At 39.5% G+C, this 15,156-nt stretch carries 9 protein-coding genes and 1 rRNA gene; 3 read left to right on the top strand and 7 right to left on the bottom strand.

Annotated features, from left to right (window positions below; translation table 11 throughout):
- Positions 1-33: 33 nt before the first annotated feature.
- Both I6E80_RS16870 and I6E80_RS16865 read left to right on the top strand, forming a co-directional pair.
- Positions 34-2,445, top strand: coding sequence for a TonB-dependent receptor (locus I6E80_RS16870; RefSeq protein WP_197186038.1), 2,412 nt, complete (start codon positions 34-36; stop codon positions 2,443-2,445).
- Between the two features lie 32 nt (positions 2,446-2,477).
- Complete coding sequence (locus I6E80_RS16865; protein ID WP_197186037.1) at positions 2,478-3,872, top strand: 5-methyltetrahydrofolate--homocysteine methyltransferase; 1,395 nt, start codon at positions 2,478-2,480, stop codon at positions 3,870-3,872.
- A gap of 99 nt (positions 3,873-3,971) precedes the next feature.
- On the opposite strand, the gene I6E80_RS16860 is transcribed toward I6E80_RS16865, so the two are convergent.
- From I6E80_RS16860 to I6E80_RS16835, 6 genes are all read right to left on the bottom strand, one after another.
- Positions 3,972-5,273 carry a DEAD/DEAH box helicase gene (locus tag I6E80_RS16860; protein WP_197186036.1) on the bottom strand — a complete coding sequence of 434 codons (1,302 nt, stop codon included), beginning with the start codon at positions 5,271-5,273 and terminating at the stop codon, positions 3,972-3,974.
- Between the two features lie 283 nt (positions 5,274-5,556).
- Positions 5,557-5,844 carry a hypothetical protein gene (locus I6E80_RS16855; RefSeq protein ID WP_197186035.1) on the bottom strand — a complete coding sequence of 96 codons (288 nt, stop codon included), beginning with the start codon at positions 5,842-5,844 and terminating at the stop codon, positions 5,557-5,559.
- A gap of 115 nt (positions 5,845-5,959) precedes the next feature.
- Positions 5,960-7,390 carry a hypothetical protein gene (locus tag I6E80_RS16850; protein WP_197186034.1) on the bottom strand — a complete coding sequence of 477 codons (1,431 nt, stop codon included), beginning with the start codon at positions 7,388-7,390 and terminating at the stop codon, positions 5,960-5,962.
- 134 nt (positions 7,391-7,524) lie between these two features.
- Positions 7,525-9,345, bottom strand: coding sequence for a glutamine--fructose-6-phosphate transaminase (isomerizing) (gene glmS / locus I6E80_RS16845; protein WP_197186033.1), 1,821 nt, complete (start codon positions 9,343-9,345; stop codon positions 7,525-7,527).
- Positions 9,346-9,385: 40 nt separating this feature from the next.
- A complete protein-coding gene (locus I6E80_RS16840) occupies positions 9,386-10,150 on the bottom strand; it encodes a DeoR/GlpR family DNA-binding transcription regulator (protein WP_024597897.1) in 765 nt (254 codons plus the stop codon).
- A 183-nt stretch (positions 10,151-10,333) separates the two neighbouring features.
- Positions 10,334-13,783, bottom strand: a complete 3,450-nt coding sequence (locus tag I6E80_RS16835) for a VCBS repeat-containing protein (protein ID WP_197186032.1) — start codon at positions 13,781-13,783, stop codon at positions 10,334-10,336.
- A gap of 184 nt (positions 13,784-13,967) precedes the next feature.
- Here I6E80_RS16835 and I6E80_RS16830 point away from each other — a divergent pair, with 184 nt between their 5' ends.
- Positions 13,968-14,495, top strand: coding sequence for a sugar O-acetyltransferase (locus tag I6E80_RS16830; protein WP_197186031.1), 528 nt, complete (start codon positions 13,968-13,970; stop codon positions 14,493-14,495).
- A gap of 340 nt (positions 14,496-14,835) precedes the next feature.
- Here I6E80_RS16830 and rrf read toward each other — a convergent pair.
- A 5S ribosomal RNA gene (gene rrf, locus I6E80_RS16825) occupies positions 14,836-14,950 on the bottom strand.
- Positions 14,951-15,156: the final 206 nt, after the last annotated feature.

Here is a 15,156-nt window from a genome sequence, read left to right as displayed (position 1 = left end):
TTGATATAATATAACATCCACCAAGGTAGTCAAATGAAACGTAGATCACAATTAGCTGTTCTCATAGCAGCTTTATTACCTGCAAGTGTGCTTGCATCCACAATAGAGGGCGTTGTTTTAAACAACAAAGGTAAAGTAGTTACCAATGCAACAGTAGAAGTTGAAGGCTCAGACCTTAAAGTAACCACCGATGAAAACGGTAAATTTGTAATAGCAGAGCTAAACAATGGCTTAAAAGAGCTACATGTTGTAGCCCCTGGTTATGCTCACCTTCATCGCGATATAACAATAACGAATGATGATAACCAATCGGTTACTTTTAATTTAAAGCGCTCGCCTATTGAAGTTATTGATATTGAAGCAACCCCTATTCATATGTCGGCAATGGAATCTGCGTCGCCTGTTAGTGTTTTATCTGGCGAACAACTAAGACGACAACAAGCTGCAACCCTTGGCGACAGCCTTGAAAAACTCCCAGGCGTTAATACTAACTTTCACGGGAAGGTAGCCAGCACACCTATTATTCGTGGTTTAAGCGGCCCTCGTGTACTTATTACTCAAAATGGCCTTGATGTAAGTGATGTGTCTCGCGTTGGCCCCGATCACTCTGTTGCATCAGAGGCGTCTACCGCACAACAAATTGAAGTATTACGCGGCCCTGCAACACTGTTTTATGGCAGTGGCGCCATTGGTGGCGTAGTAAATGTAGTAGATAACCGCGTACCAACCGACAGCACAACACGCGGCGAGTGGAACGTAGAACATAACTCGGTTGATAACCAAAAAGTGGCCTCTTTTAATGCCACCACAGGTACAGACTCGGTGGCTTTTTATGCCGATGCGTTTTGGCGTGAAGCCGACGACTACGAGGTACCTGTAGCTGCTGATATAGATAGCGACGGCGAAGAGCATCGTGGCGATTACAAAGTTGAAAACAGTAATGAAGAGTCTGACGGTTTTACTGTTGGCGCTAGCTATTTAATGGATAACGGCTTTATTGGCTTAGCAGTAGAGCAATTTAATCGTCAATACGGTATTCCGGGGCATACGCACAGCGATGAAGAAGAGGAAGAACATAGCGACGAAGAAGAAAGCGTATTTGCTGATTTAGAGCAAACAAAAGTGCAATTATTAGGTGAGTACAACCTAGATAATAAATGGCTAAACAAAGTAAACCTACGCGTTGGCCATACTGACTACGAACACGCTGAAATTGAAGGTGGCGCTGTAGGCACCACATTTAAAAACGAAACAAACGAATTACGCGTAGACCTACTACATAACCAATTTAGCGAGTGGAATGGCGGCATTAGCTTTCATTACAAACAAAGCAATGTTGAAGCACAAGGTGAAGAGGCCTTTACTCCTCCATCAGAAACCGAAAGCTTTGCTGTAGCGCTAATGGAAGAAAGGCACTTTGGTGATTTTTTAGTGCAGTTAGGTGGGCGTATAGAGCGTGTAACAATTGAAGCAGGTGACGTATTACTGCCAAATATTGACGCTCACGCACACGATGAAACAGAAGAAGCCGACGAGCATGATCACGACCACGAAGAAAGCGCAGAAACCACTCGTGTATTTGACGTAGAGCATGAATTTACACCAATCAGTTTATCTGCAGGCGTAGTGTGGGATTTTACACCTAACTATAATTTAGGGCTGTCGGTATCGCGCTCTGAACGCGCGCCTTCTGCTTCTGAGTTGTTATCGTTTGGGCCGCACATTGGTACCGGCACTTACGAAGTAGGCGCACTATTTGATTTAGATGAAGACGGCCATTTAGGTTTATCTGATCAAGCAATAGACCTAGAAACAGCCAATAATATCGATTTAACCCTGCGTAAAACTCAAGGCGATGTTGGCTTTATTTTAAATGCCTTTTACAACCAAGTAGATAATTATTATTACCAAATAGATACCGGTTTATACGCAGAAAGTGGCCACAACCATGGCGATGAAGAAGAAGGCGCTGACGAACACGATCATTCATCAGAGCTACCTGTTTATTTATTTAAAACAGACGATGTAATTTTACATGGTTTTGAAGCGCAAATTGCGTGGCAGTTAACAGATGAATTTAAAGTAGATTTATTCTCAGATTACGTTCGTACACGCCTAAAAGACGGCGGCGATTTACCCCGTACTCCACCGCTTCGTTTTGGCAGCGAACTAAGCTACCAAACAGATAAACTAAGTGCGCATATTCACGTTACTCGCTATCAAAAGCAAGACCGCACAGCCCCACAAGAAACAGCAACAGACGGTTACACATTGGTTGATGCAAGCATCTCTTACGACCTTTCAGTATTAAACCAAGATATGTCTGTGTACCTACGAGGAACCAACTTAACAGATACAGAAGCACGCGTGCACAGCTCATTTGTAAAAGATATAGCACCACGTCCAGGGCGTAGCTTTGCGCTAGGCATTCGCGGTTATTTTTAAGCATTAAAAAATTATAATTAAAGGAAATAAACATGAAAAAACTATACAAATTAAAGCTTATTGCACTGGCTATTAGCACTACATTTATTACAGCCTGTGGCGATGCAGAGACCAATATTGTAGAAAAAGATCCTATTGTTGTAGAAGACGAGCACGATCATGACGATGATGATCACGACCATGATGATGGCTACACAATTGATTCATTAGGCAGATTAGCTGTGCTTGCAGGCGATAGCAACGAAGCCAGCTTTTATGACCTAGATGACAACGCTTTACTTGAAACATTTACCCTGACGAATGATTCAAACACGCTGTCGTCATCACCTGATTTTCGTTATGCCGTTATTGCAAGCCGCGCACAAGATTACCTAGGCTTTATTGATGGTGGTTTATGGCGTGAAGACCATGGCGAGCATTTACACGACTATGGGCAAAGCCCAGCAGCTAGCAGTTATGAGCTAACAAGTGGCAGCCGCCCTACTCACCTTGTAAAACATGACGGCCAATTAGCTGTTTTTTATGATGGTGATGCAGACTCAGGCACGGTTGCCTCTGTTGAAGTATTAACAGATAACGACATAACAAGCGCAACAGCAACGCTACCGAGTATTAGCTACGATATTAATATGCACGGTGTAGCAGAGCCACGAGGAGAGCATTTATTATCAACACTTCGCCGTGATGACAGCGAAAGCACATCGGTTGCTAAAGTACTGCCAGACCAAGTAGGTGTTTATCATTTTCATGATGGTGAATACGAGCTTGAACAAACCTTAGAAGTTACGTGCCCTGATTTACACGGTGCAGCACAAAACCACGATTATGTAGTATTTGGCTGTAGCGATGGTGTGTTATTAGCCCACCAGCAAGATGATGAATATGAAGCTGAAAAAATAGCGAATATTGCAGCTGTTGGCGATTTACGTATTGGTAGTATTTATGGCCACGAAGATAGCGAGACCTTTATTGGCGTAGCGTCTGGCCATGGTGGCGGCGAAGCCGTAATTGTAACTATTAACCCGGCAACAGCGCAAATGGAAGAACTAGAATGGCAACTAGCCGATGGCGCAAGTGCTGTGTCGTACTCTTTTTCTGCCCATGGCGAGCACTTTTTAATATTAGACAGCTTAGGCTTTTTAAATGTATTTAGCGCACACGACCATGATGACGAAATGCACTGGGAGCTTGAAGGCCAAGTTGATATTACCGAGCAAGATGTATCAACTATGCCAGAGGGCATGAGCTTTAGCATGACAGTGGCGCAAAATGGTCAGTTTGCTTATGTAGCCGACCCTATTGCTCAGCACGTTGTGCAAGTACACCTTGAAGACTTAGAAATTGAAAGTGAGGTTGAGCTTACTTTTGCTCCTAGTGCAATTACTTGGCTTGGTATTGCGCAAGAGGAAGACGATCACGACCATTAATTTAAAACTAGCACTTTAAGTTAAACCCACAAAGCAAAAAACCCGTAATTAGGTTTACTAATTACGGGTTTTTTTACAGTTATTTATTTAGCTCTATTGTTACTTACGGCGCCAGCCACTCCATACATCATCTATATCATCGGCTTTATTTTTTTTCTTTTTCTTGCCTGTACCTTCTGGTTTTGCCATTGGCTTTTCATTTTTAAGGGCCTGTGCAGCATCAAGGTTAGCTTGGTTTACAGCAAAGCCTGTAACCTCTTCACGCTCTAAGCGTAGTTTGTTTTTCTTCTCGATAATTTTAAAGTGATGTAAATCTTCATAATCAATTAACGATAACGCTAAACCAACTTCACCAGCACGGCCGCTTCGGCCAATACGGTGCATATAATCAGAAGGGCTGCGTGGTAGGTTAAAGTTTATTACCACTGGCAGCTTCTCAATATCTAAACCACGTGCAGCAATATCGGTTGCGATAAGTACTTCGATTTCGCCCGCTTTAAATTTTTCTATTACGCGAGTACGCTCACTTTGGCCTTTATCGCCATGGAAAACTTGTGCATTAACGCCGCGCTTTTCAAGTTTACTAGCTAAATGCTCACAGTCTTTTTTCGCGTTCACAAAAATCAGCGCTTGGCGCCATTTATGCGTTTTAATTAAATGTGCTAAAACTGTGGTTTTTTCACCTTTGTTTACGGTAAAAACACGCTGTACTAAGGTGCTTTCATCTTTGTTTTGTACTTGTATTTCAACTGGGTCGTTTAAAAGCTCTTGCGTTAATAGCTTAACTTGCTCAGGGAAAGTTGCTGAAAACAACATGGTTTGTTTTTTAGCAGGCATTAACGCTAAAAGCTCAGCAAGCTCTTCAGTAAAACCAAGGCTTAGCATGCGGTCGGCTTCATCAAGCACAAGTGTATTTAGTTTATCGAGCTTAATAGCATTGCTTGAGATTAAATCAAGTAAACGTCCAGGCGTTGCCACTATAATATCAGCACCGCCACGAAGAGCCTGCATTTGTGTATTAACCGATACACCACCAAACACAGCTACTGTTTTAATCGCGCCATTAAAGTTTGCAGAGTACGATTTAACACTATCGGCCACTTGCGTAGCAAGCTCACGGGTAGGTACCAAAATAAGCCCCGTTACAAAGTTACCTTTGCTCGCTGTTTTTTTAGAGCCCAGCTCTAAAAATAGCTTTTGTAGCATAGGCAAAGCAAATGTAGCTGTTTTACCTGAGCCAGTATTTGCCCCCGCAATTAAATCACTGCCCGCAAGCACACAAGGTATAGCCTTAGCTTGAATTGGCGTAGGCTGGGTATATTCCAAATCGGTTAAACGAGCTAATAGCTCTGGAATAAGGCCAAGTTCGGTAAACGTGCTAGGGCTTGTTGCTGAGGTCATAAAAATTGTGGGCTCATTGCTAAAAAAGTAGCCTGTAATTTTAGCGTATTTAGCGCTTATTAAGTAGAGATTAGTGATTTAAATGTAGTTTAGGTAACACAAGCTACAAGTTACGAGCGAGTTTGTGTTATCTGTAGGCGCGGGTTTATCCCGCGTTTTTATTGCCGTGTTTAGAATAACCCATTTATTTAAAGTACTTAAATAATGAAAGCATAAACTATCTAATAAATAGCTCTGAAATCACTTTAAATGAGGCACTACAAGTATCAAAGTCATGGGGGTTTTAGCTGTATACCAGTGGTGTAACAAAGGCGTTAAAACGCTCACGAAACCTCTCATTACTTTCTAGCTCAATTAATCCCAACTTTGACTCATTTCGAGCGTCGTCAACAAATTCTTGATGTTGATTGCCAAATCGGAGCCTATCTTCTTCCAAAATAGAATCAAACATTGCCCATAATACGTCCATATAAATCTTATGCCCAACACTAATACAATGATCATCATAAATATGGCGAACCAACGTATCATCATCTTTAAGATTTGAATTTGGGTTTCGTTTAACTGACATAGTACGGCGCAACATAGAAGGTACTTTTTCATCAACGAAATAATAGTATTGAATAACAAAGTGAAGAATTATAGAGGCTTATTGAAAGATGCTTCAGTATTTATTCACGACAAGATCATGTTATGTACTTTCTAAATGACTTTAAAATCTGAAAATACAAGTACCCATTTATTACTCGGTTTATTGAATTATAGAGCACAAACCAAGTGTTTCCATCAAAGCTAAGTGAGCTAAGCCTGTGAGCAGGATTCATAGATAGAAGTGCATCGCGTAGGGAAAATACCATTCGATTATTCTCTATTATTTCGAGTCCGAACCAAGAAAACCTTTCAGTAGAAAAAGAACAATCAAACCCATTAGTGAATGAACAGTTAAAAAGTGAGATCTCAAACATGTTGAAGAAATTTATAAATATAGGTGTTAGTATAAGATTTAAGCATAACAAAATGACCAAGGCTCTTAGCCAATTTGTACCATGCTCCGATGTAAACTCACCTAGTTGCAACGATTTTCGATCAGCCCAAGCAACTAATTTAGATTCATTCTCTTCGCTCTCAAGCAAAGATACCTTAGTGTTAAGATATCTTCTTCTAAACTGCAGTCCATGCTCTAAATCACCATCATCGACCAACATTTTGTAAACTTTGTAATAATAGCTTTCTAATAGACTATTGCCTGATTTATAAACTGGATTCAAAGGCCACTTGGTACCTATCGAGCTAGTATTTTGAAATTGTACTTTATCGATTTCAAAACATCTAAATGAACGAAAGTCGCAATCTTTGAAGTCGGAATTCCCAAAAGAAATAGATTGGAAAAGCACAGATGTTTGACTGCCACCTAAGGCGCTGAAACCATGAAAAGAAAGTTTACCACTACCACAGCTGAAGCTACTGACAGACAATTGCTTTAAACCTTGCCTTGCCGTTAGTGATATTTCATTGGTTAAGAAAAGGCTGCTTAACTCTAAGTTGTTCGCAGAGTCAAAGCTAATATCGAGCCGACCATCAATACTATCTTTTAATGAGATATTTTTACTATTGCGACTCTCAAATTTAAAACCTGAATCAACAATTAGGCCCTGCTCTATTTCCAAGTCGCAGCTTATGGCTCCACTTTTATGCCAAAACTTTGAAAAGTGACTATTTATTGATGTACATATAGATTTGAAGTTTCCACAGTTACTGTTAGTGATTTTAAGGAGCTTTATTGGGCAAAAATCATTATTGTGAATTTCAATTAACTCGATTGAAGAGTCCGCGATCTCAAGGTTTTCTATTCTCGATTTATTCAGAATCAACCTCTTAATCTTCGAATTTTGTTCAATACGAAGGCACTTAATATCTGCACCCTCTATTCCTACACCATCAATTTCACTTTCACATATTACAAGTTCATCAATAGTGGCTGTGATTTCGACTGATCCCAGAGTATTTTTATAAAAGAAAACATCAGCCTTATTTATCCCTTTAATTTTTAGAAGTCCTTTCTCCTTATCACTGAGCTCACGCTCAACTCCATCAACATTGATAACTTCCTTGGTCATATTTACTCCATATATCAATAAATTTTTAGCTCAAATAATATTAACCGCTCTTTCTGTTATCGCAAGGCATACTGTAAACCCAGAAGCCGACAATAATGCCGGCTTCCAGAGTACTTTATAGCACTAACTCTTTGTTACTCAACAGTAACCGATTTAGCTAGGTTACGTGGTTGGTCAACGTCAGTGCCTTTAATTACCGCTACGTAGTATGACAGTAGCTGCAATGGCAGTGTGTAAACAATTGGCGCAATAATGTCGTCAGTGTGGTTTACGTTAATAACACGCATTGTGTCGTCTGACTCAAAGTGTGAATCTTTATCTGCGAATACGTAAATAATGCCGCCACGTGCGCGTACTTCTTCTACGTTTGATTTAAGCTTTTCTAGCAATTCGTTATTAGGTGCGACAACAATAATTGGCATGTCAGCATCAATAAGCGCTAGTGGGCCATGCTTAAGCTCGCCCGCTGCGTAAGCCTCTGCGTGGATGTACGAAATCTCTTTAAGTTTAAGCGCACCTTCCATTGCAATTGGGTATTGCGAACCACGACCTAAAAACAGTGAGTGATGCTTGTCGGCAAACTCTTCTGCAAGATCTGCAATACCATCAGCTAGTAGCAATGTTTCTTCTAACTTAGCTGGAAGTACTTTAATTGCATTTACAATGGCACTTTGATCAAGGCCTTTTTCTTGTGCGATAGATGCAGTAAGCATTAACAAACCAACTAGCTGCGTAGTAAATGCTTTAGTAGATGCTACGCCAATTTCAGCGCCCGCTTTAGTCATAAAGGCAAGGTCTGATTCGCGTACAAGCGATGAACCAGGTACGTTACAAATAGTCATTGAAGCCATGTAACCTTGCTCTTTAGCTAGGCGTAACGCAGCTAGCGTATCGGCAGTTTCACCCGATTGAGAAATAGTAACAAGTAGGCTATTTTCATGTACAAACGACTGACGGTATCTAAATTCAGAAGCTATTTCTACATTACAGCTAACACCCGCAAATTGCTCAAGCCAGTAACGTGCAACCATACCTGAATGGTAAGACGTACCACAGGCAATAATTTGCACGTGTTTTACATCTTTAAATATTTGCTGAGCGCTGTCGCCAAAGGCATCAATTGCTACGCGGTCGTCGTTTAAACGCCCTTCAAGCGTATTACGTACTGCAAGTGGTTGCTCGTAAATTTCTTTTAGCATGTAGTGACGGTAATCGCCTTTACCTGATGCATCTTGCGTAATGTTTGATTCAATCACTTCACGCTCAACTGCGTTGCCGTCTGCATCAAAAATTTCTACTGTGTCACGTGTAATACGCGCTACGTCGCCTTCTTCTAAAAAGATGAAGCTACGAGTAACAGGTAGTAGTGCTAACTGATCAGACGCAATAAAGTTTTCGCCAAGGCCTAAACCAATAACAAGAGGGCTACCTGAGCGCGCTACAATGATTTCGTTGTCGTTGTCTTTATCAAATACAACAGTACCAAACGCACCTTCAAACTGCTTAACAGCTGCTTGTACTGCTGCAAGTAACGTTGCGTGTTGCTTACGAAGCTTATGAATTAAGTGCACCATTACTTCGGTATCCGTTTCAGATAGGAACTCGTAGCCCTCTTCTTTAAGCGATGCGCGTAAGCTTGCGTGGTTTTCAATAATACCGTTGTGCACAAGTGCTAACTGGTTGTTTGATACATGTGGGTGAGCATTTGCTTCTGTAACGCTACCGTGTGTTGCCCAGCGTGTGTGTGCAATGCCTGTATGACCACTAACGCCGGCTTTTTCTAGCGCAGCTTCTACGTTAACCACTTTACCTACTGCTTTAACAGTATTAAGTGTGTTGCCATCAAGCAATGCTACGCCTGCTGAGTCGTAACCACGGTATTCAAGACGCTTAAGGCCTTCAACTAAAATTTTGTTTACTGGACGTTCTGCAACTGCCCCAACTATTCCACACATAGTGTCTCCATTAATTTTTTAAATACTTGCTACTCAGTAGCTACTGTATAATCTCTGCGCAAATTAGTTTTACACCACACGCCTCAATTGCTTTGCGTTTATCGTCTGCTAAGCCATTGTCGGTTATTAATGTGGTTACTATTTTCCACGGTAATTCTAAATTTGGTATTTTTCGGCCAATCTTATCTGATTCAACCATTACAATTACTTCACGAGCCGCTTCTGCCATTACTTGGCTCAAACCAACTAACTCATTAAAGGTTGTTGTGCCACGTTTTACATCTATACCATCAGCACCAATAAAGAGCTGATCGAAGTCGTAAGAGCATAATACATTTTCGGCAACTTGCCCCTGAAACGACTCAGAATGCGGATCCCAGGTTCCACCGGTCATCAAAAGTGTTGGCTCGTTCTCGAGTGCTAATAAACGACTAGCGACTTTAATCGCATTGGTCATAACAACGAGCCCACGTTTATTGGCAAGTTCAGGGATCATCGCTGCTGTAGTGCGTCCGCTATCAATAATAATGCGATTATGATCGTTTATAAGTGAGGCTGCCGCTTTTGCTATTGCTACTTTGCGCTTTGAATCTACTTCATCGCTAACAATTTCTTTAGGTAGTGCAATAGCACCACCGTAGCGGCGAAGTAATAAGCCACTTTTTTCAAGCGAGGTTAAATCTTTTCGAATGGTTACTTCTGATGTTTGAAACTGCTCAGCTAGCTTTTCAACAACTACTTCACCTAGTTCATTAACCTGAACCAGTATATTGTGACGACGCTGTTGTGTGTTTCGTTTAGTCATAAAGCTCGTGAATTAAGTTTCGTTTCGAAAGTTATGCGATTTTAAACGAAACAACCTAAATGGCAAGTGAATGAGTAAAAAAAGCGCAATGTGCGCTTTTTAATTTAACACCATGTTGATGTGGTGAAACATTCTAGCGTGCTCAGTGAGCTAAAACTAGATTACTGAGCACGCTATTATTTTTTAGTTCAAATAAGGATATGTTAAAAACTCACTACCTAAAATATATAAACTCCAAGAATCACGCTCATCTTTTTGAATTAATACATCGTGGTAATTATTCAAGATTTGTGGACTCTCCCAAATAACTTGATTTGATAACTTATCCACTAGGCTAATTGTTTTTTCTATAGAGTAATGCGCCAGATAGTTTCGGCCATAAACGCCACCTATAGTTTCATCGAGGATTTTCTCTTTGTGGTAAATAGTAAAGCCCTTAGTTAGTTGTTCGTCCAAAATTTCTAATGCTTTCGTTTTCGTATCTAATACTATTAAACCACCTTCTTCGTCGAAACTACCAAAAGTACGATAATCAATTATTAGCTCTAGCTGAGGATCTGAATCTAGCTGAATAGCGTGTACATGCGCTACATGGCTTGTTGTTTCTTGCAAAAAATCTAAAGGTACAGGCCAATTGTTACTGTCAATTGAAATGGGCGATAAGCTTGGATTTTCGTAAAAAGCTATACCTAAATCGTAATAACCTATTATTATTTTCGATAACTCTTCAGACGGCAAGTAAGGAAAGTAGGCTCTTGATACGACTTCACCTGTTTGTTTAGCAATTGTGTAATATCTAGTACCACTTTTAAAGCTCAAGCGTGTTTCGGACTCTGTAAAAGCAAAATCATACGAATTAGAAAAAGTCACTTCTGAAACGCTAGTTTGCCAAATTACACTGGTTGAACCTATATTGCGTTTAACAATAAATGTCTCGTTGTTAATTTGAGTTAATGAATACTCAATTTGATTTTCATTATCTTGCGTTAACAGCATCTCTCCAGTGAAAGTAACAGGTGCATTATTGTGCGTTACCTTAGCCGAACGGCCAAAATCTGAAATGCTAACCGTATCATCTACAGCACCAACAATATGAAGATTAGGAAGTTGGCCTTGAGGCACTGATGAATACTCAAGCTGCCATCGCCCATTCTCATAGCTAAAGCTTTGCATCGTATATTCTTCGTATAAATAACTTCCTTCTAAACTATCTGTTTTGCTTACTAATAATGACTGTATTCCATCATTATCAAAATCAACAGCTCCTATTACTCTCCCAAAGGGGTTTTCAGCAATAGATACAGAGAACAATTGCCACTGCTGATCAAAGTAATGAAGCTCTTTTGAATTAGAAAAGTAAACATGACTATAAGGACTATCTACATCAAGGCCAATCGAAATTCCATCATGGAAATTAGTCTCAAACTTTTCACTACTAACCTGCAGTTCACCATCTTCCCACCATATTAGTTCACTATAGTGATCGGAGGCTTTATACCTAGTTACACGACAATTATCACCACTGGTAAATGCCTTAAATTTATATTCAGAGTAGGGCTCTATCAGGTATTTGTTCTGTTTGACATCAAATATACTTCCCCTATCAATTAACTCTTTAAAGCCGTCATTATTCAAATCACAAACTTGAATCAAGCTATTTGAATGATTAAGTGAAAGATCCGGCGCAACAATAAGCTTAGTGATAGAAAGATCATTTCCATTAATAAGATAACTATCATACGAATGACCCGCCGAAAGGAGAATATCTTCAATACCATCGCCGTTGTAATCAAATACCATAGAGTTATAATTCTCAGCCGAAACATCATCTATCAGCAAACTACTTGAGCCCTCATTACTTAAAAATATTTGATGTTTAGCTGCCTCTTGGTTGTAAGTAATACTGAGCCAACTTAGTTGCGTCTCTGACTGATTAAGTAATGCACCTACATGCTCAACATTTAAAGGTAAGGGAGGTATCCAGTTATTGTATTCTAGCAACCCTGTCTCACTGAGACTTAAGATATAATCATCATTACCGCGTAACACACCCCTTTTATTGTTCGAAAGCTTAATTGAAGCTACACCCGATGTTGAGTTGTGCACATGACCAACTGAGAGATTACCAACGCCACCGAGTGATTTAAGGTTTATTTGATGCTTAATCCTTGTTTGAGAGTCAGAGTTTGAGATATCAACAGCAAAATTTACGTTTAAATTACTACCAAAGTCAGGCGCGTTGCTTAACCAATTAATCTCTCCTTGTTCTGAAATCGAGATATTACTAGGCCCATATGCTATTTTGTACTCAAAAGGACCATCGAACTCATCATTAGATAAATTAAAAATGGCTGTATAGTGCTCACCTAATTCTATTTCATCATAAGCAGTAATATCAGAAACAATTGCTGGCAGTTTTTCTAATTTAAACTCATGCTCCACAGTATTTTCTGCACCACTTGGGTCTACAACTGTTAACGAAATGCGATAAAGGCCTGGTAGGTCTCCAATAAAGTCAATTTTGCTACCGGTGCCAAGTTGCCAATTAGCATTCTGCGGAAAAGTTATTAATTTCCATTCGTAACCTAATGGTTCAAAATCAGGGTCCTTGGACTGAGTTGCATCAAGAGTAAGGGTAGAGTGTCGTAGAGCTTTGTTTGAGCCTGAAATACTTGCTATAGGAGCAGAGTTGGCAGTATTGTTATAAACTTTATCTAAGTCAGTTAAATAAAACTGTAGTGGTAAAAATTCATTAGATAGATGTATGGTCGAAATACCATTAGCTTTAAGATCTACACTAGCAGTATTTTGTGATAATAGGGTGTACTTTGCTCCTATTATTGAGGGCAGAGATATATCATTGGTTGGATAAAACTCATCAGTTTTTATTGTTAGTTTTCCTAAATCACTAAAATAAATTTCCCCATTAAAACCAATACCATACCCAACATTAGTTGCATCTAAAACAGCATCAAGCCTTACATTAGAGAATAGGATATCAAGCGAATTTTCATCAGCACCTTTAAATTGAATATTCACAGTAGCGCTACTATCACTATTTACTCCCTGACTATTAGCAATAGCAAAACCTTCTGTAAAATAGGTAACCCCAAGCACTTCGTTACTAATTTTTAAACTAGGTACCACCCCATACTCAAAAACAAATTCAGCGTTAGAGTTTTCGATATAAATATCAGACTGCCCATTAAAAACCCACCCAGCAGCAGAGCAATTGTTATAAGTAATTATATAGTGCTGATTAGCCTCTTCCTCTTTCATGTCAGCAGAGCCTGTAACACAACCGAAATTATCAGATTGGTTATTTAGCACTGGGTCGTGGAGAAATAGATTTTGATAATCCTCACCAAATACTATGGAATTTAGACTATCTAGTAAATATGAGTACTGAGTAGTTAGTTGAGTTACATTACTTGCTGTTATTTCGAATAAAGATAATTCACCGTCATAGGTTGGCGTATTTTGATAGTCAGGCTTAACAAATTCAGTTTTTCCAAAAGAACCAGATTCATTATTAACTGATTGACTGGCTTCATCACCCCCTCCCCCACAACCGGCTAAAATGATTGTTAAACATAATAATTTAGTTAGTTTAGTTAGTTTATTTAATTTCATTACTCACTCCTTGTAACATAGATTTTACATTATTAAAGTTTTTTTAAAAAGGAATATAATAAAAGTCTAAATTTGTTTAAAACTTTTTTAGCTCATACAAAAAGGTAATAACAACTTTTCAGTAAAATATATAAGCATGAGATAATACTTAATAATGTATGCACATAAACGAATAACAAACTCAATGAAATTATTTAATAGCGTGACTAAGCCCTATTTAATGCAAAGAAAACAAACAGGCGAGATATGCCGATTATTCAATAAAAGCCCAAGCAAAGGTAATTTAAAGCGCATAAAAGAGCTGTTCGCACAATGCGGTGAAGAGGTAATTATAGAGTCGGGTTTTCATTGCGACTATGGAAATCAAATAACTATTGGCGATCGTACCTTCATCAATATTAACTGTACTATTTTAGATTCCCCAATTAGTGAAGCTTCAATAACAGTTGGTGATGACTGCTTAATTGGCCCTAATGTTCAGCTATTGACTGTATCCCATGCTGTTAACCCTTTAGAGCGACTCAATAAAGAAAACTTTGCTGCTCCTATTACAATAGGCAACAACGTATGGGTTGGCGCAGGTGTAATTATTTTAGCGGGTGTGAGTATTGGTGAAAATAGTATTGTGGGTGCGGGTGCTGTTGTAACTAAAAACGTAATGCCTAATACCGTAGTAGCGGGTAATCCAGCTCGTGAAATAAGAACACTGTAGATATTCTCGATGTGATTTTCGCGTCGGGAGTCGCTAAGCTCGCCCGACCCACGTGATGAGTGTTGATGTCAGTGTCTATTAATTGTGCGTATTTTACTTTTCTTCAGACGTAAAAAAGCCCGACTCTTTCGAATCGGGCTTTCTACAATTTGAAGTCGGTGCGCTACGCAGTAGAATGTCGTAGTGCCCACAGCGGTGGAGAGCCACAGTGAAATGCTACACTATCATCGGTAGAAGCTTTGGTTTCACTACTGAGTTCGGCATGGGCTCTTGGCTATTTACTAAATCCCAGACAGCAAAAAACCCGTCACATTTCTGTAACGGGTTTCTTTAATTTGAAGCCTGGTAATGTCCTACTTTCACATAGCAAATGCTACACTATCATCGGCGCTGTTTCGTTTCACTACTGAGTTCGGCATGGAATCAGGTGGGTCCAAAACGCTATTGTCACCAAGCAAATTTGGGCGTTAATACGTATTTCTACGTACTAACTGAATTTGGAAAATATCTGATAATATTTTTTAAGTCTTTCTTAAGTAATATCTACTTTAGTTATATTAACTTCTTCGCTTGTTTCACTATCACATAAAACGCGTTTGGCGTTGTATGGTTAAGCCTCACGGGTAATTAGTACAAGTTAGCTTAATGGCTCACACCACTT

This window comes from Pseudoalteromonas sp. NSLLW218, from assembly GCF_015864775.1.
Classification (GTDB): Bacteria; Pseudomonadota; Gammaproteobacteria; order Enterobacterales; family Alteromonadaceae; genus Pseudoalteromonas.
This window is presented reverse-complemented; position numbering and strand designations above follow the sequence as displayed.